This window comes from Pseudarthrobacter raffinosi (genome assembly GCF_023913735.1).
GTDB lineage: Bacteria > Actinomycetota > Actinomycetes > Actinomycetales > Micrococcaceae > Arthrobacter > Arthrobacter raffinosi.
Genome location: NZ_JAMXBH010000012.1, coordinates 60,360 through 77,335, shown reverse-complemented (window position 1 = coordinate 77,335; position 16,976 = coordinate 60,360). Strand labels below are relative to the sequence as shown.

The window sequence follows — 16,976 nt, the reverse complement described above, 5'->3', positions numbered from 1 at the left end:
ATGACATCAGAAGTATCCTCTGCCACGCCTTTATCCACCCCGAGTCCCGTCAGCGCCGCAGCAGCGGCCGCCACACTGGGCTCTCCCCAATCCACTTCGAACGCGACGGCGGTCGAAGCAGGGCTGCGTGACGCGCCCGGCCCTTCCAGCAGCTCATCGGGATGGTCCTCGACCGAGCCCAACGACGTCGCAGTGCACGGCGCACCGTCGGGAGGGCCGGCGCGCCACAGCAGCACCATCACCACTCAGCACACGGCGGAGCACGAAGAAACACGCGGCGAAGCCCAGCCGGACAATGTGGCATTTTGGGAACAGCAGGCCCTCCGCCTGGACTGGGCGCAGCCCGAAGGAATCACAGGCAAGCCGTGGCACACGGCCCACCGCCGCGTCCCGGCCGACCCCGCAGCCGGCAAAGGCCCGGAGATCACCTGGTTTGAGGGCGGCAAGCTCAACGTCGCCTACAACTGCGTGGACCGCCACGTAGCCAATGGCCGCGGCGGCACGGTGGCCCTCCACTTCGAAGGGGAGCCCGGGGACCGCCGAGCCATCACGTACGCGGAACTGCAGCGCGAAGTCTCCAAGGCCGCCAACGCCCTGCTGGCCCTGGGCATCACCAAGGGTGACCGCGTGGTCATCTACCTGCCGGTGATCCCCGAGACCGTCATCATCACCCTCGCCGTGGCCCGCATCGGCGCCATCCACTCGCTCGTTTTCGGCGGCTTCTCCGCCGAAGCCCTGAAGTTCCGCGTCGAGGACACGGGCGCCAAGCTCCTGGTGACCACGGACGGCCAGTTCCGCCGCGGTGTCGCCGTGCCCGTCAAGGACAACGCGGATGCCGCCGTCGCCGGGGACAACGCCATCGAACACGTGCTGGTCATCAACCGCACCACGGCGCCGGAGGACCTGGCCGCCGTCCCCATGATTGAAGGCCGCGACGTGTGGTGGCATGACGCCGTCGGGAGCGCCGCGGAAGTCCACGAACCGGAGGCGTTCGACGCCGAAACGCCGCTGTTCATCATGTACACCTCCGGGACCACCGGCAAGCCCAAGGGCCTGGTCCACACCTCCGGCGGCTACCTGACCCAGGCGTCCTGGAGCTTCGAACACCTCTTCAGCAACCCGGACCCCGCACTCCGCGACCAGGATGTGCACTGGTGCACCGCGGACCTCGCCTGGGTAACGGCGCACACCTACGAGATCTACGGCCCGCTCTCCAACGGCGCCACCCAGGTGATCTTCGAGGGCACCCCCAACACCCCGCACCCGGGCCGCCACTTCGAAATCATCGAACGCTACGGCGTCACGCAGTACTACACCGCGCCCACCCTGGTCCGCTCCCTCATGGGCTGGTTCCCGGACGGCGTGCCGGACAGCTACGACCTCTCCTCCATCCGGATGCTCGGGACCGTGGGCGAAGCCGTGAATCCCGAGGCCTGGCGCTGGCTGCGCCAGAATGTCGGCGCCGGCACCGCACCCGTGGTGGACACGTGGTGGCAGTCCGAAACCGGCGCCACCATCCTCTCCCCCGCCCCCACGGATACCGAGTTCAAGCCCGGCTGCGCGGCCCGCCCGCTGCCGGGCGTCAGTACCAGGATCGTGGACGACGCCGGCAATACGGTGCCGCCAGGCGTCCAGGGTTTCATTGTGGTTGACACGCCCGGGCCCGCCATTGCGCGCACCGTCTGGGGCAACCCCCGCCGCTACTACGACTCCTACTGGAGCCAGTATGTGGAGCAGGGCTGGTTCCTCGCCGGCGACGGCGCGAAGTACGACGCCGACGGCGACATCTGGATCCTGGGCCGCGTGGACGACACGCTGAACGTCTCCGGCCACCTGCTGTCCACCATCGAGATCGAGTCGGCGCTGGTGTCCCACCCGGACGTGGTGGAGGCCGGCGTCTGTCCGGTGGCCGATCCCAAGACCGGGCACGCGATTGTCGCCTTCGTCGTACTAAAGCGCGGGGTTTCGACAAGCTCAACCACCGAGGAGCTCCGCAACCACGTTGCGAAGGCGATCGGCCCGATCGCGAAGCCGCGCGACGTCGTCGTCGTTCCTGACGTACCGAAGACGCGCAGCGGCAAGATCATGCGCCGGCTGCTCACCCAACTATTCGAGGGGACCGCCCTGGGCGACACCACCTCCCTCCAAAACGAACCGGCGATCGCCGGAATCCAGGACGTCCTGCGCGAGCGGGCCCTAGTAAAGGAAAACTCATGACAGACATCAGCAACGTTGCCCGCCTTTCAGAGCCGCTCAAGTTTGCGTACTGGGTGCCGAACGTTTCCGGCGGCCTGGTGGTCTCCACCATCGAACAGCGCACCGGCTGGGACTTTGACTACAACAAGAAGCTCGCGCAGATCGCCGAGAACTCCGGTTTCGAATACGCCCTGACGCAGACCCGATACGCCGCCTCCTACGGAGCCGACAAGCAGCACGAGGCCACGTCCTTCTCCCTGGCCCTGCTCGCCGCCACAGAGCGCCTCAAGGTCATCGCCGCCGTCCACCCGGGCATGTGGCACCCCGGTGTGCTGGCCAAATACATCATCACCGCGGACCACATCTCCAACGGCCGCGCCGCCGTCAACATCGTCTCCGGCTGGCTCAAGAACGAATTCACCAACTTCGGCCTCGACTGGCTGGAGCACGACGAACGCTACGTCCGCACCGAGGAATTCATCAAGGTGCTGCGCGGACTGTGGACCGAGCAGGAGTACAGCCAGGCCGGCAAGTACTACAACATCACGGACTTCACCCTGAATCCGGCCCCCGTCGACGTTCCCGGCCGCGCCCACCCCGAGGTCTTCTTCGGCGGCAACTCGACGGCGGCCCAGGCCACCGCGGGCCGCGTGGCTGACTGGTACTTCTCCAACGGCAAGGACCTGGAAGGCTTCAAGGAGAACATCGCCGGCGTGGTGGCCGCTTCAGGTGAGACGAAGCGCGGCACCGACGGCGCCCTGGCCGCTCCCCGGTTCGGCCTCAACGGCTTTGTGATCGCCCGTGATTCCGAGAAGGAAGCCCGCGATACGCTGCGCGAAATCGTTGAGAAGGCACACAAGCCGGCAGTCCAGGGCTTCCGCGACGCCGTGCAGGAAGCCGGCGCGTCCACCAAGGACGGCAAGGGCATGTGGGCCGACTCCAGCTTCGAGGACCTGGTCCAGTACAACGACGGCTTCAAGACCCAGCTGATCGGCACCCCGGAGCAGATCGCCGAACGGATCGTGGCTTACAAGAAGATCGGCGTGAACCTCTTCCTCACCGGCTACCTGCACTTCCAGGAGGAAGTCGCCGCCTTCGGCCAGGACATCCTGCCGATCGTCCGCGAACTCGAAGCCGACCTGGCCCGCAAACACGGCACCGAGCTCGATCTCTCCAACACACCTGTAGCCGAGTCGGTGGCTGTCTGATGGCTGACCGCAAGTTCGGTTTCCGCACCCGCGCGCTGCACGCCGGCGGCACTCCCGACGCCGAGCACGGCGCCCGTGCGGTGCCCATCTACCAGACCACGTCCTTCGTGTTCAAGGACACCCAGGACGCCGCCAACCTCTTCGCCCTGCAGAAGTACGGCAATATCTACTCCCGCATCGGCAACCCCACCGTGGCAGCGTTCGAAGAGCGCATCGCCTCGCTTGAGGGCGGCATCGGAGCGGTGGCAACGTCGTCGGGCATGGCCGCGGAGTTCATCACCTTCGCCGCGCTGACGCAGTCAGGCGACCACATCGTGGCGGCATCCCAGCTGTACGGCGGCACCGTCACCCAGCTGGACGTGACCCTCCGCCGCTTCGGCGTGGACACCACCTTCGTTCCCGGCACCGACCCCGCGGACTATGCCGCGGCGGTCCAGGAGAACACGAAGGCGATCTTCGTCGAGGTGGTGGCCAACCCGTCGTCGGAAGTCCAGGACCTGGCGGCCCTCGCGAAGGTAGCGCACGACGCCGGCGTCCCCCTCGTGGTCGACGCCACCTTGAGCACGCCGTACCTGGTGCGCCCGATCGAACACGGTGCCGACATCGTGATCCACTCCGCCACGAAGTTCCTCGGCGGGCACGGCACCACGCTGGGCGGCGTGATCGTGGAGAGCGGCCGGTTTGATTGGGGCAACGGCAAGTTCCCCACCATGACCGAGCCGGTGGCGTCCTACGGAAATGTCTCCTGGTGGGGCAACTTCGGCGAATACGGCTTCCTCACCAAGCTGCGCTGCGAACAGCTCCGCGACATCGGCCCGGCACTTTCCCCGCTCTCGGCGTTCCAGCTGCTGCAGGGCGTGGAAACCCTGCCGCAGCGCCTGGATGAGCACCTCAAGAACGCCCAGGCAGTGGCCGAATGGCTCGAGGCCGATCCCCGCGTGGCCTACGTCAACTTCTCCGGGCTTCCCTCGCACCCGCATTTTGAGCGCGCGAAGAAGTACCTGCCCCTGGGCCCCGGCTCTGTCTTCTCCTTCGGCGTGAAGGGCGGCCGCACGGCCGGGCAGAAGTTCATCGAATCCCTACAGCTGGCCTCACACCTGGCCAATGTAGGCGATTCCCGCACCCTGGTGATCCACCCGGGTTCCACCACGCACCAGCAGCTGAGCCCGGTCCAACTGGAATCGGCGGGCGTTCCCGAGGACCTGGTCCGCATTTCCGTGGGCCTGGAGGACATCGACGACATCCTGTGGGACCTGGACCAGGCACTGGACGCGGCCTCGGTTTCGACGGGCTCAACCACCGAGGCGAGTTCAACCGCCGAAGCGGATTCCTGCACGGTTGGAGCGAACGTATGAGAACCGGCGAACGTACCTGGACCGGACCTTCCGCTCCGGAGCGCCTGAACCTGCTGCGCGCAGCCACCTCGATTGCGATCGTGGGCGCCTCGGACAAGCCGTCCCGGGCGAGCTATTTTGTGGCAACCTACCTGCAATCGTCCACGCGGTACAAGGTGTACTTCGTGAACCCCGTGGTCAAGGAGATCCTTGGTGAACCGACGTACGCCTCACTGGCCGATCTTCCCGAAAGCCCGGACATCGTGGATGTGTTCCGCAAGCACGGTGACCTCCCGGGCGTCCTGGACGAAGCCGTCGCGGCGGGCGCCAAAACCCTCTGGCTGCAGCTCGGCTCCTGGCATGAGGACGTGGCCACGGACGCGGAAGCCGCCGGGCTCAACGTGGTGATGGACCGCTGCGTGAAGATCGAGCATGCCCGGTTCTACGGCGGGCTGCACCTGGCCGGCTTCGACACCGGCGTGATCTCCTCCAAGCGGCAGCTGCTTTCCTGACGGAGATGCTCTTCCTGGCGGACAGGCGTTCCCTGAAGCAAACCTGATTAACGGCTGAACTTCTTCAGCCAGATTGAACCGGGTCCGGCCTTGCCGGCCCCGGTTTTTTCTGTCAGTGCCGGGGGTACCATGGCCGACGTCGGGGACTCTGCCGCTGTTCCGGCTTCGGCCAGGGTATCGGCAACCAGCTTTCCGGCCTTGTCGAGTTCGGCAGCGGCGTCACGGGTGACGCTCGCAGCGTTCCCCGGCACGCCGCCGTCGTCCGTCCTTGACTTGCCGGACGGCGTACCGTTTCCGCGGCCGGCCGGCTCCGCGCCCCGGTTCTGGCCTGCGTTTTCCGGACCGTTCGCCGGCGGGGCAGTTTCCCGTTCAACATTTTCCGGCTGTGCCGGCGCTGCGTCGTCGCGGGTTGCCGGCTCCGCGGGCAACTGCGCCTCTGTCCGATTTGCGGCGGTCCCGCTGGCGGCGGGAGTCCCTGCGATGGACCAGCCGGGAGCCCAGTCCTGCAACAACTTCTGGATGGAACTGCTGGCCTGCGCGTCCGGAGATGTGCCGGTGGCGGCCACCCCGGTGACGCCCAGCCCCATCCCCGCGATGACGGCAAGGCCCACAACAGTGGTCCGGTGCTTCCGGAGGAGCCGGTGCCGGGCGAGCTGGTGGGTCTGGCCAGACAAGAGTGCGGCCAGTTCGGGGCCGGGTTCGGGGACCGGCAGGGAGGCGAGGGAGCCCAGCGCGAGCAGGGTTTTTCGGAGCCCGGCGGAATCGGTTCCACCGGCGTCAAGGAGCATTTCGTCCACAGTACCGATCAGGGAGCTGGCATTGGAGGTCATGGCGCCACGTACTCCTTCACTGCGGACTGCTCGCGCAGCCGGATCAATGCACGGCGCTGGAGCTGTTTGACGGCGCCGGCACTCTTGCCCATCACAGCGGCCACCTGGTCCACCGTGAGGCCCGCGACGAGGCGTAACGACAGCACTTCCCGCTGTTCATCCGGCAATTCTTTGAGGAGATCGGCCACTTCCTGCGGCGAGATCCGGTGCAGCACTTCAGTCTCGGCCGAGGACTCCTCGCGTCCGTCGAGGTCGGGTTCGAACGGGAGTTTACTGGGGGTGCGCTGCTGTCTCCGGTGATCGTCCACCATCCTGGCGTGCGCCACGGAGAAGACAAACGTGCGCAGCCCGGCCACGCCGCCGGTAACCTTCTGCAGCCGTGGCAGGACGGCGATGAAGACTTCCTGCATAACCGCCTCCGGATCTTCTACCCCGCGGGCTGTGAGGTAGCCCAGGACCTGTGGCGCGTACGTTCGGTACACGATACTGAAGAGCTCCGGATCGCGGGCGCGCGCACGCAGAACGTCGTCTGTCAGTGCATCGGTCACGGACACAGGGCCTTCGGTGGAGGGACTGGGCTTGCTCAGCTTGGGGCCCGCACGTCGCACGCGGAATGCCCTCGCCAGCCAACCTTACCTTCCAGTAACAAAAGAGCCGGCCTGGAACATGATGGGGGACAAGTTCCAGGCCGGCGCTTCATAGGGGTAATCGCTCTTCGCACCGCAGGGGTTACGCCGTCGGACAAAAAACCTTCCGGGAGCGTAACGTCGGGCAGGGCTGGCTACGTCCAGCGCGTTCTGGCCCAGCCCAGCTCAGGCCCAGCGCGCCTCAAATCCAGCGCGGGGCGGCCACCCCCAGGCGCGGTGCCTTGGCCATAACAAAAGTGTGCGCCCTGGTGGCGGGGACGCGTTGGTCCCCGCAGTTCGGCTGGAGTTGGGCGGGGACCACCACGGACGTGGGGGCGGGGGCGGTCCGCGAAACTTTGGCGGCGGGGCAGAGATCGGTGACCAGCCCTGTCCCGGCGCATTCGCGGACGGCGGCGATACCGGCAACCACTGCGGCTTTGTCCTCAAAAGCCCCGGACACAGCCATCACCGTGCCATCCGGCGCCGTGAGGCGGAACCTGAAATGTGAATCCGAATCCAAGAAAACTTCAAACTTCCCGGCCATGATAAATCCTTCCGGTCTGGGGTCCCGTCCGGGCGGCATCGTCGCCACGGGCGGTCCCGGAAGCATCTCTGCGTCCGGCACCTGCGGGTCTGGTCGAATGATCAACTGATCAGTTCAGGGTGTGCTTAAGAGTCTGTCCGGCCCGTCTACAGCCTCACAAGACCGGCTGCGTTAAGCCTGTGTAAATTCCCCCAAGTGACGACAAAGGCGGGCCACCCTTTCAGGTGACCCGCCGTCGTCGTGCTTTACAGGCTGTCAGTCGTTGATCAGATCGTGGACCACGATGGTCTGGTCACGGTCCGGGCCGACGCCGATCGCGGAGAAGCGCGTGCCGGAGAGCTTTTCGAGGGCCAGCACGTAGTTGCGGGCGTTCTCGGGGAGATCCTCCAGGGTGCGGGCACCGGTGATGTCCTCGGTCCAGCCGTCGAAGTACTCGAAGATGGGCACTGCGTGGTGGAACTCGGTCTGCGTCATGGGCATTTCGTCGTGCCGGACACCGTCAACGTCGTAGGCAACGCAGACCGGGATCTGCTCGATGCCGGTGAGGACGTCCAGCTTGGTGACGAAGTAGTCCGTGAAGCCGTTCACGCGGGAAGCGTGGCGGGCCAGGACGGCGTCGTACCAGCCGCAGCGGCGCGGGCGGCCGGTGTTTACGCCGAACTCGCCACCGGTCTTCTGCAGGTACATGCCCATCTCATCGAACAGTTCGGTGGGGAACGGTCCGGCGCCAACACGGGTGGTGTAGGCCTTGATGATGCCGATGGAGCGGGAGATCCGGGTGGGGCCGATGCCCGAGCCAACGGACGCGCCGCCGGCGGTCGGGTTGGAGGAGGTCACGAACGGGTAGGTGCCGTGGTCCACGTCCAGGAAGGTGGCCTGGCCGCCTTCCATAAGCACAACCTTGCCCTCGTCCAGGGCGTTGTTGAGGACCAGTGTGCTGTCGATGACCAGCGGGCGCAGGCGCTCGGCGAAAGCCAGGAAGTAGTCCACGATCTCGTCCACCACAATGTCGCGGCGGTTGTAGACCTTGACCAGGAGTTCGTTCTTCTGGCGCAGGGATCCTTCCACCTTCTGGCGGAGGATGGACTCGTCGAAGACGTCTTGGACGCGGATGCCCAGGCGGGCCACCTTGTCCATGTAGGCGGGGCCGATGCCGCGGCCGGTGGTGCCGATGGCGCGGCTGCCGAGGAAACGCTCGGTGACCTTGTCCAGGACCTGGTGGTAGGGCGCCACGAGGTGCGCGTTGGCGGAGATGCGCAGCTTGGACGTGTCCGCGCCACGGGCCTGCAGGCCTTCGATCTCCTGGAACAGGGCCTCGAGGTTCACCACACAGCCGTTGCCGATGATCGGAATCGCGTTGGGGCTCAAAATGCCGGCCGGAAGGAGTTTGAGCTCATACTTCTCACCGCCTACGACGACGGTGTGCCCGGCATTGTTGCCGCCGTTGGGCTTTACGACGTAGTCAACGCGGCCGCCCAGAAGATCGGTGGCCTTGCCTTTTCCTTCGTCGCCCCACTGGGCTCCTACGATCACGATTGCTGGCATGGGATCCTCCCCCATTCGTTCGGGCCGCACAGGTCCGTCCACCGAAATGGCAGGCCTGCGTAGCGCCGTTCATGAGAATGCCCCGAAGGCCATAGCCTGGCCGGACCTCTACGGCGGCCAACCACGCAAGAGTCCGGGGCTCTTACCACCCAAGTTTAGCCGATCACGGACTTTGTCCACTCAATAGGGTGCCCGTGGCCCTTCACGCGCGGCAAAGGACCACGGGCAGACTTCCCGCCGTCTACTACTCGTCGTCAGCTTCCTCGCCGGGACGGGACGTCTGGGTGTCCAGGCTGTCCCAGAAGGACGTATCGGCGTCGGCAATCGAACCGTCAGCGATGGCCGCCGCAGTGGCCGTCAGCGTGGTCACTGTCTGCTGGATCAGGTAACCGTTGCTGCGGAGCCCGAGGGCGTAGCCGTCCAGATAGTGATCAGACATGCCACGCATTTCGAAGAGCAGGGTAGCAATCCCGTACTCCACTGCGATGCCGTTGCGGCTGATGGTCTCGGCGCTGCCGCCCACATACTTGCCCAAGTGGCCCCAACCGGTGGAATCGACGTTGTTGAAGACCACGGCGCCCAACTGCTTGGACATTTCCACAACAGCCGGATCGGCATTGGGCGTGGTGGGGTACAGGATGGACCCGGAGACCAGCTTTCCGTCGCGTTCGCTCCGGGTGCCCTGGTGGTGCAGGTCGATCATGTAGTCAATGTTGTACTTCCGCATGACGTTGGTGTGGAGGGCCTGGGTTTCGGGCTGGATTTTGGCGACGTGGTCGCGGTTCAGGTCCACCTCCTCGGCGTTGTACCGCGTCATGTGGCGGTCGCCCTTGGCCAGGTAATCATCCAGCGGGAAGTTCACATCTCCCATCGCGCCGTCGGCGTTGAGCATGGGAACGATGAGGATGTTCACTCCGTCCAGGATGTCCCCCGATTTCCCGGTTCCCAGGTGTTTCACGAATGCCATGGCACCCTCGGTGGTCAACTGCTCATTTCCGTGCTGCTGGGTCAGGTACAGGATGGTGGGCTTGGCCGGGTCCGAAATGTACTTCACCAGGTGGATGTCCCGGCCCTTGACAGTCTGGCCGATCACTTCCAGATCCATGGCTGGCTGGCGGGTGTCCTGATCCTTCAGGAAGGAGACCAACTCGTCATAGGTTGCCAGTTTCGAGGTGGTGATCTGGCCGTTGCCGTCATAGTTGGGGCCTTCGCCCACGGCTTGGGCCAACGGTGCCGGCGCGGCGAGTGCCGTCAGAACCAGGGCTCCGGATACGGCCGCGGTCCTTAAAGTTGCCAGGGTTTTGTTCACGGTACGTTACCTCTCTCGACTGCATGGAGGGTGCGACCAGCCGCAACGTCCTTATTGCGGGCTGTCACAGAAGCCAATCAAGCTAAACGAAAGCTGTCAATTAACTTGACAAAGACTGATCGCCCTGTGCCGTCCATCACGGGAGGTTAGGGCCGGGCCCCGCATTTCGCGGGGCTTGCTAAACTGATAGAGATCGACCAGGAATCGGTCCACACCACATTTCAAACCACGCCGGACGGGCGCGCCCATCACGCGCCCATTTTCCGGATTGGCAGCATCGCCGAGCCCCGCAGGAGACATTGCACTATATGACAGCCCTGGCCCCCGAATCCCTCCGTGAACAGCTCCTGAGCCGCCGCTACGAGCCCAACGTTGCCGCCGTCAACGAGCTGTGCGATTCCCTGCAGAGCGTCAAGCCCCACACCGAAGTCCCGTACGTCGACCCCATGCACGACGTGGACGAGTGCCGCATCATCAGCCTCTACTCCAACATCGGCGAGGCTGACCCGTCCGGCTTCATCACCGCCGGCGACGAAGACGCCGCCACCCGCATGCTCGGCATCCAGTGGAAGCTGGGCCTCCGCCCCGAGTTCGTGATGCCGTGGAACGTACACCCGTGGCACACCCCCGGCGAGGTCAACGGCAAGTTCACGCCGGACCAGATTTCCGCCGGCCTCAAGCCGCTCCTGAAGTTCCTCGCCGTGGTCCCCCGCGCCTCGGTGATCGTGGCCCACGGCACCGAAGCCAACCGCCTGGCCAACCTGCTGTTGAAGACCGAAGTTCCGCTGCTCTGGCGCCGCGGGCTGAAGACCTACAAGGTCCGCTCCCTCAGCGGCCGCGCCTTCGCCGGGACGCCCGCGCGGCAGGAACAGTACCTTGAGGAAATGCGCGTCGTCTACACCGACGCCATGGCCCGCACAGGGCTCGCGAAGGTCTAACCAACGGAACGCTCAACCACCGAACGACGGCGGGCGGTCACCTTTCTGAAAAGGTGACCGCCCGCCGTCGTTCGTTAACAAGCAATGCGGGGTCACTTTCTGCCCAAAGACGTGGTTTATTGGGCAGGAAGTGACCCCGCGTTGCTCTTCAAACTACTTGCCCTCGATGGCTGCCTTGGCTGCCGGGTCCGAGTCGTTAAGGAACTTCTCGATGCGTTCCGGTTCCTCGGCCTCGCCGATGGCCGCGGACGCGCGGCCCAGCGAGTAGAGCGCGCGCAGGAAGCCGCGGTTGGGTTCGTGCTCCCACGGGATGGGACCCACGCCGCGCCAGCCGTTGCGGCGCAGAGAGTCCAGCCCGCGGTGGTAGCCAACGCGCGAGTAGGCGTAGGAATCGATGGTGCGGCCCTCGGCCCACGCCTCCTCCGCCAGGACAGCCCACAACAGCGACGATGTGGGGTGCTTTTCAACCAGGTCCAGGGCTTCGGCGCCGGCGTCCAGCTGCGCGTAGACGTCGGTCTCGGCAGGCAGGAGCGTTGGCTCCGGGCCCATGAGGTTCTTGCGGAACTCGTCGGACATTCCTAGAAGGTCTTTCCAGCGGAACCCAGCTGCTTGGTTGCCTCGACGACGCGGGCGGACAGGCCCGCCTCGGCGGAGGCACCCCAGACGCGCGGATCGTAGAGTTTCTTGTTGCCCACTTCGCCGTCAACCTTAAGCACGCCGTCGTAGTTCTTGAACATGTGGTCCACCACGGGACGCGTGTACGCGTACTGGGTGTCGGTGTCGATGTTCATCTTGATCACACCATAGGAGACGGCGTCGGCGATCTCCTGGTCGGAGGAACCGGAGCCGCCGTGGAACACGAGGTCGAAAGGGCTGTTCTTGCCAAGTTTGGCTCCCACTTGGGCCTGGATGTCCTTGAGGATCTCCGGGCGCAGCTTCACACCACCGGGCTTGTACACACCGTGCACGTTGCCGAAGGTCAGGGCCGTGATGTAGCGGCCGTTCTCGCCGGCGCCGAGGGCTTCAATGGTGGCCAGAGCGTCCTCCACCGTGGTGTACAGCTTGTCGTTGATGGCGTTTTCCACGCCGTCTTCCTCGCCGCCCACGATGCCGATTTCAACTTCGAGGATCATCTTCGCGGCGGCGGTGCGTTCCAGCAGTTCGCGCGCGGTGCTGAGGTTCTCGTTGAGCGGCTCGTGCGAACCGTCCCACATGTGCGAGTTGAAGATCGGGTTGCGGCCGGCCTTGACCTCGGCCTCCGAAGCTGCGAGCAGCGGCAGGACAAAGCCGTCCAGCTTGTCCTTGGGGCAGTGGTCGGTGTGGAGGGCAATGTTGACGCCGTAGTTCTTGGCAACTTCCCGGGCGAACGCGGCGAAGCCGAGCGAACCGGCCACCATGTCCTTGGTGGCCGCGCCGGACCAGTAGGCGGCTCCGCCGGTGGACACCTGGACGATGCCGTCGGACTCAGCCTCGGCGAAGCCGCGCAGTGCGGCGTTCAGCGTCTGCGAGGAGGTGACGTTGACGGCCGGGAATGCATAGCCTCCGGCCTTGGCACGGTCGATCATCTCGGAGTAGATCTCTGGGGTTGCAATGGGCATGGTGACTCCTATGCTGAGTTTTCGTCTATGGGTTGTGACCCTGGAGAGTAGACCTCTTACGGCTAGCCACCATCCTAGCCATTTCTGTGCAGGGGCAGTGTTTCGGGTCACGCGGGCCGGTAACACTTACGCTCACATGCCGCACCGAGATGGCATTTCACGGCAGTGTCGGAGCCCGGGACTGCCGCGAAATGCCATCTCGTGCAGGGGGTTTAGCCGTACAGCCAGCAGTTGCTCACTGCGGACCGGTTTGAGAAGCGGCGCTCCAGGAAGATGAACGCCTGCGGGATGGCGGCCGCGTAGCCGCCGATGTGGGTGGCCCCGGCCGTGACATCGAAATACACCGACGATCCGGCGGCGCACCAGCGCTTGGCCAGCTGCCTGCCTTGGTCGTAGGGGATGACGTCATCGAGGACGCTGTGCGAGAGCAGTACGGGGACCTGCGACGCCCGGCCGTTGCCGATCTTCTGTGCGGCAATGACGGTTTTTAGCTCGGGGAGCTCCAGCAGCGAGCTCAGCTTCTGCCCCGAAACCGTGAGCTGCGCAGTGTTCAGGAAGCCGCTTGAGGCGATCGACTGCAAAGTGCATTCGTTGTCTGTCGCCGCCAGCTTCGCCCGCCCTGCGGCGTTGAGGTGGGGCTCAGGTCCAGTCCGCCGGCGGCGCCCATGCCCGTCACCGCATAGAGCAGGAAGCCGGTATACAGGCCGCCGTCGAGGTTTCGTCCGACGGCGGGAAGGTCCGCCGGAACCGCCCCCGCGTACGCACCCTTGAGGTTCAGTTCCGGAGCGTATTGGGGTGCAAGCTCGACGGCGGCTGCCGAGGCGCCGCCGCCCTGCGAGTAGCCAGCCAGGGCTACGGGGCCGCCGGGCATGATCTGCGGGTTCCCCAGCCGCTGGGCCGCACGGGCGGCGTCGAGAACGGCATGCGCCTGCGATTCGCGCGCCATGTAGGTGTGGCTGCCGGCCGTGCCGAGGCCCTCATAGTCGGTCACCGCCCGCGAGTAGCCCCTCGCCAGCAGCCCGGCGATGAAGATTCCTTCGTATTCCTCGCCGGTGGCCATGGCCCGGGACGGCGCGCACTGGTCCCCCTGCCCCTGGGTTCCGGCGGCGTAGCTGACCAGCGGACGCGGGCCCGACCCGGTCCAGGCCGCGTACGGCACCAGCACTGTGCCGGTCACGGCGACGGGCGCCCCGGAACTGTTCACGGAGCGGTACATGATGCGCTGCACGGAGGCCTGGGCCCGGATGGTCTTGAGCGGATCGACCTAGAAGACAGACGGCTCCGTCCGGACCAGGTCGCCGTTGTTGGCCGGAAGTGAGGCGGGGGTGAAATAGAAGTCGAGCGGGTTGGCCGTCGTCGCCGGTGTAAGGGCAGGTGCCGGAGCGGCGTAGGCCACCGCGCCACAACCGAAGGTGAGAACCGCGGCCAACATAATGGCCGAACAGACGCGTACAGAAGGATGCTTCATTGAACCTCCAGTCAGTGCCACACTCGCCAGTGAGTGTGATCCGGCCACATGCTACTGGCGGATAACTTGTGGGCCTGGGGATTCGCGAAGATTACCGATAGTTTCGTCTCGGATTCAGCGCCGGGGCCAGCCGCGCCTGCATCGAGATGGCATGTCACGGCAATGCCGGAGCCCGGGACGGCCGTGAAATGCCATCTCGGCGGGGGTCAGACGTGGCGCGGGTCAGACGGGCTGGCTGAAAACGTGCCGGCGGATCCAGGCGTGCATGGCGATCGCGGCGGCGGAGGCGGCGTTGATGGAGCGCGTGGAGCCGAACTGCTCGATGGACAGGGTGGCAAGGGCCGCCTCGTGGACCTCCGGCGTCAGCCCGGGCCCTTCCTGGCCGAACACCAGGACGCAGTCCTTGGGCAGCTCATACGTCTCCAGGGGCACGGAATCCGGGAAGATGTCGATCCCGATGATCGCGAGCCCCTCCCCCTGCGCCCACACCACAAAGTCCTCAACGGTCGGGTGGTGGCGGACGTGCTGGTAACGGTCGGTGACCATCGCCCCGCGCCTGTTCCACCGGCGTCGTCCGATGATGTGGACTTCCTTGGCGAGGAACGCGTTGGCGGTGCGCACCACGGTGCCGATGTTGAGGTCGTGCTGCCAGTTTTCGATGGCGATGTGGAAGTTGTGCCGCTTCGAATCGAGGTCCGCCACGATCGCGTCATGCTTCCAGTAGCGGTACTGGTCCACCACATTGCGGCGGTCGCCGTCGGCGAGCAGGTCCGGATCCCAGTGGTCACCTTCCGGCCACGAACCCTCCCAGGGCCCGACGCCGACCTCCGCCTTTGGCTCCGGCGCCTCCTCGGGCGCTGGCTCCTCCGCTGGAATCGGAAGAGGTTCGACTGGGTTTCCGGGCATTTGTTTCACGCCTCAACACTAGACTGGACCACTGGAGCATTCATCACCGGCGGAGGTAAACGTGGCAGAAGCAGACCAGGTACAGGGTTCACCGGCGGTTTACCGCAGCGGCCAGGAGATCGAATGCTGGCTGACAGACATGGACGGCGTACTCGTCCACGAAAATCATGCCGTCCCAGGGGCCGCCGAACTGATCCAGCGCTGGGTGGACACGTCCAAGCGGTTCCTGGTGCTGACGAACAACTCGATCTTCACGCCCCGCGACCTGGCCGCCAGGCTGCGGGCCTCCGGGCTGGAGATCCCCGAGGAGAACATCTGGACGTCCGCGCTGGCCACCGCCACCTTCCTGAAGGACCAGGTGCGGGGTTCCGGCTCCGGGAACCGCGCCTACACCATCGGCGAGGCAGGGCTGACGACGGCGCTGCACGAGGCAGGCTTTATCCTCACCGACCAGGACCCGGACTATGTGGTGCTCGGCGAAACCCGTACCTACTCCTTTGAGGCCATCACCATGGCCATCCGCCTGATCCTGGCCGGGGCCCGCTTTATTGCCACCAACCCGGACGCCACCGGCCCGTCCAAGGACGGCCCGATGCCCGCGACGGGCGCCATCGCAGCGCTCATCACGAAGGCCACCGGCCGGGAACCGTACATTGTGGGCAAACCGAATCCCATGATGTTCCGGTCCGCCATGAACCAGATCGATGCGCACTCGGAGACCACGGCAATGATCGGGGACCGGATGGACACCGACATCATCGCCGGCATGGAGGCAGGCCTGCACACGGTCCTGGTCCTCAGCGGCATTACGCAGCGCGAAGACATTGCCGCCTACCCGTTCCGGCCCAACCAGGTGCTGGACTCCGTGGCCGACCTGAAGAACCAGATCTAGAAGACCGTCACCTTCGAGCCACCGCGGGGCAGCGGGAAAAAGTCGTCCATCAGCCGCTCCACGATGGGCCGGTAGATGAGCGGATTCCAGCCCGGGCTCGCGTGCGCCGGCAGGGCCCCGTCCGTTTGCAGGTCCATGGAGACCATGTGGGGTTGGAACGCTGCCGACCACGCGTCCTTGGCCGTCTGGTAACGGACCGTGCGGTCTTTCGGGTTGCCGATGTACGCCATCCGCGTCGCGCCGAGCTTGTCCACAAACCGGTTTCCGTCGAAGTGGTAGATGTAGGCCGACTCGGACTGGATGAGCACACTGGACGGGGCGATCGGGGACAGCTGCTCCATGGTCTGGTCCAGGATCTGCCGCCAGGTCCGCTCGTCCTTGTGGATGACGCGCTCCCCCAGTTCGTAGCTGCCGCGGACCACGGACGGGACCCGGAAGCCGCTCTCGTACAGGAACACCACGCCGTCGAACCAGCTCTCGTCCAGCACGTCGCTCCGGCTGTAGGGGCTGGAGTCCAGCAGGATGAAATCCACCTCCACGCCGTGGAATTCCCGGAGCCGCGCTGCCACCTGGGTGGCCACCATGCCGCCGAAGCTGTGGCCGTAGAAAAAAAGCTTGGTCAGCTTTTTCGCCCGGACGTGTTCGATGACGGCGATCACCACCTCATCGATGTCCAGCCCTAGGTTGGAATAGCCGACGGCGGCCAGCTGGCCGCGCTTGTTCAGCGCACCACGCATTGCGTTCAGGATCCAGAGCGCCTCTTCCCAGCTTGTCTTGTAGCCGGGGAAGAGGAACCAGCTGGCGTTCGGGTAGTAGGCGTCGGCGAAGTCGTCCGCGACCTGCAGTATCCGGTTGACCTGCCGCTCCGCCTGGACATGGCGGGTGACCAGCATGTCCGCCGCCAGCAGGGCCGAGGCGCCCGTGCCGGCCAGGAACCCGCGGCGCGAAAACCGCTTGAGTGCGGCGGCATTGGCCAGCAGTCGGGCTTGATGAGCACCTGGCTGTTCCTGCGGATCTGCTTCCCCCCTGTACGGCACACCTCTACCGTAGCCACAGCGGAAGCCGCCGCT

Annotated in this window: 18 protein-coding genes; 6 read left to right on the top strand and 12 right to left on the bottom strand. The window is 65.5% G+C overall.

Going from position 1 to position 16,976, the window contains the following annotated elements:
- Genes acs through NG698_RS12710 form a run of 4 tightly spaced genes read left to right on the top strand, consistent with a single transcriptional unit; the run spans position 1 to position 5,250 of the window.
- Positions 1-2,217 (top strand): acetate--CoA ligase, encoded by a 2,217-nt coding sequence (acs, locus tag NG698_RS12725; protein ID WP_252610091.1) that lies wholly within the window; start codon positions 1-3, stop codon positions 2,215-2,217.
- Positions 2,214-3,404, top strand: a complete 1,191-nt coding sequence (sfnG, locus tag NG698_RS12720; RefSeq protein ID WP_252610089.1) for a dimethylsulfone monooxygenase SfnG — start codon at positions 2,214-2,216, stop codon at positions 3,402-3,404. The genes acs and sfnG overlap by 4 nt, the downstream gene beginning before the upstream one ends.
- A complete protein-coding gene (locus tag NG698_RS12715; RefSeq protein ID WP_252602182.1) occupies positions 3,404-4,759 on the top strand; it encodes an O-acetylhomoserine aminocarboxypropyltransferase/cysteine synthase family protein in 1,356 nt (451 codons plus the stop codon). The genes sfnG and NG698_RS12715 overlap by 1 nt, the downstream gene beginning before the upstream one ends.
- Positions 4,756-5,250, top strand: a complete 495-nt coding sequence (locus NG698_RS12710; protein WP_252610087.1) for a CoA-binding protein — start codon at positions 4,756-4,758, stop codon at positions 5,248-5,250. The genes NG698_RS12715 and NG698_RS12710 overlap by 4 nt, the downstream gene beginning before the upstream one ends.
- Before the next feature lie 47 nt (positions 5,251-5,297).
- On the opposite strand, the gene NG698_RS12705 is transcribed toward NG698_RS12710, so the two are convergent.
- The 5 genes from NG698_RS12705 to NG698_RS12685 form a co-directional block, all read right to left on the bottom strand.
- Positions 5,298-6,080, bottom strand: coding sequence for a hypothetical protein (locus NG698_RS12705; protein WP_252610085.1), 783 nt, complete (start codon positions 6,078-6,080; stop codon positions 5,298-5,300).
- Positions 6,077-6,628, bottom strand: a complete 552-nt coding sequence (locus NG698_RS12700; RefSeq protein WP_252602176.1) for an RNA polymerase sigma factor — start codon at positions 6,626-6,628, stop codon at positions 6,077-6,079. The genes NG698_RS12705 and NG698_RS12700 overlap by 4 nt, the downstream gene beginning before the upstream one ends.
- Positions 6,629-6,908: 280 nt before the next feature.
- On the bottom strand, positions 6,909-7,250 hold the full coding sequence (locus tag NG698_RS12695; protein ID WP_252610083.1) for a YegP family protein: 342 nt from the start codon (positions 7,248-7,250) through the stop codon (positions 6,909-6,911).
- Positions 7,251-7,505: 255 nt separating this feature from the next.
- Complete coding sequence (locus NG698_RS12690) at positions 7,506-8,795, bottom strand: adenylosuccinate synthase (protein WP_056348633.1); 1,290 nt, start codon at positions 8,793-8,795, stop codon at positions 7,506-7,508.
- 244 nt (positions 8,796-9,039) lie between these two features.
- On the bottom strand, positions 9,040-10,104 hold the full coding sequence (locus tag NG698_RS12685) for a M14 family zinc carboxypeptidase (protein WP_252610081.1): 1,065 nt from the start codon (positions 10,102-10,104) through the stop codon (positions 9,040-9,042).
- A gap of 308 nt (positions 10,105-10,412) precedes the next feature.
- On the opposite strand from NG698_RS12685, the gene NG698_RS12680 reads away from it, so the two are divergent.
- A complete protein-coding gene (locus NG698_RS12680) occupies positions 10,413-11,042 on the top strand; it encodes a uracil-DNA glycosylase family protein (protein ID WP_056348638.1) in 630 nt (209 codons plus the stop codon).
- Between the two features lie 153 nt (positions 11,043-11,195).
- Here the strand turns inward: NG698_RS12680 and NG698_RS12675 are convergent, their stop codons facing one another.
- The 6 genes from NG698_RS12675 to NG698_RS12650 all read right to left on the bottom strand — a co-directional run bounded on the left by NG698_RS12675 (position 11,196) and on the right by NG698_RS12650 (position 15,014).
- A complete protein-coding gene (locus tag NG698_RS12675; RefSeq protein ID WP_252602174.1) occupies positions 11,196-11,618 on the bottom strand; it encodes a DUF3151 domain-containing protein in 423 nt (140 codons plus the stop codon).
- Between the two features lie 2 nt (positions 11,619-11,620).
- The gene (gene fbaA / locus NG698_RS12670; protein WP_056348649.1) at positions 11,621-12,640 is read right to left on the bottom strand and encodes a class II fructose-bisphosphate aldolase; all 1,020 of its coding nucleotides are present in this window, start codon (positions 12,638-12,640) and stop codon (positions 11,621-11,623) included.
- A gap of 212 nt (positions 12,641-12,852) precedes the next feature.
- Entirely contained in the window at positions 12,853-13,221 is a 369-nt protein-coding gene (locus tag NG698_RS12665) for a lipase family protein (protein ID WP_252610078.1), read from the bottom strand.
- Positions 13,191-13,868: a lipase family protein gene (locus NG698_RS12660; protein WP_252610076.1), complete on the bottom strand. Its 678-nt coding sequence runs from the start codon at positions 13,866-13,868 to the stop codon at positions 13,191-13,193. Before NG698_RS12660 ends, NG698_RS12665 begins: the two co-directional genes overlap by 31 nt.
- A 36-nt stretch (positions 13,869-13,904) precedes the next feature.
- Positions 13,905-14,108, bottom strand: a complete 204-nt coding sequence (locus NG698_RS12655) for a hypothetical protein (protein ID WP_252602169.1) — start codon at positions 14,106-14,108, stop codon at positions 13,905-13,907.
- Positions 14,109-14,330: 222 nt separating this feature from the next.
- A complete protein-coding gene (locus NG698_RS12650) occupies positions 14,331-15,014 on the bottom strand; it encodes a TrmH family RNA methyltransferase (RefSeq protein WP_256471047.1) in 684 nt (227 codons plus the stop codon).
- Positions 15,015-15,075: 61 nt separating this feature from the next.
- Between NG698_RS12650 and NG698_RS12645 the strand changes: the two genes are divergently transcribed.
- On the top strand, positions 15,076-15,906 hold the full coding sequence (locus NG698_RS12645) for an HAD-IIA family hydrolase (RefSeq protein ID WP_252602164.1): 831 nt from the start codon (positions 15,076-15,078) through the stop codon (positions 15,904-15,906).
- Here NG698_RS12645 and NG698_RS12640 read toward each other — a convergent pair.
- On the bottom strand, positions 15,903-16,943 hold the full coding sequence (locus NG698_RS12640) for an alpha/beta fold hydrolase (RefSeq protein WP_141139321.1): 1,041 nt from the start codon (positions 16,941-16,943) through the stop codon (positions 15,903-15,905). The genes NG698_RS12645 and NG698_RS12640 overlap by 4 nt on opposite strands.
- Positions 16,944-16,976 lie beyond the last annotated feature (33 nt).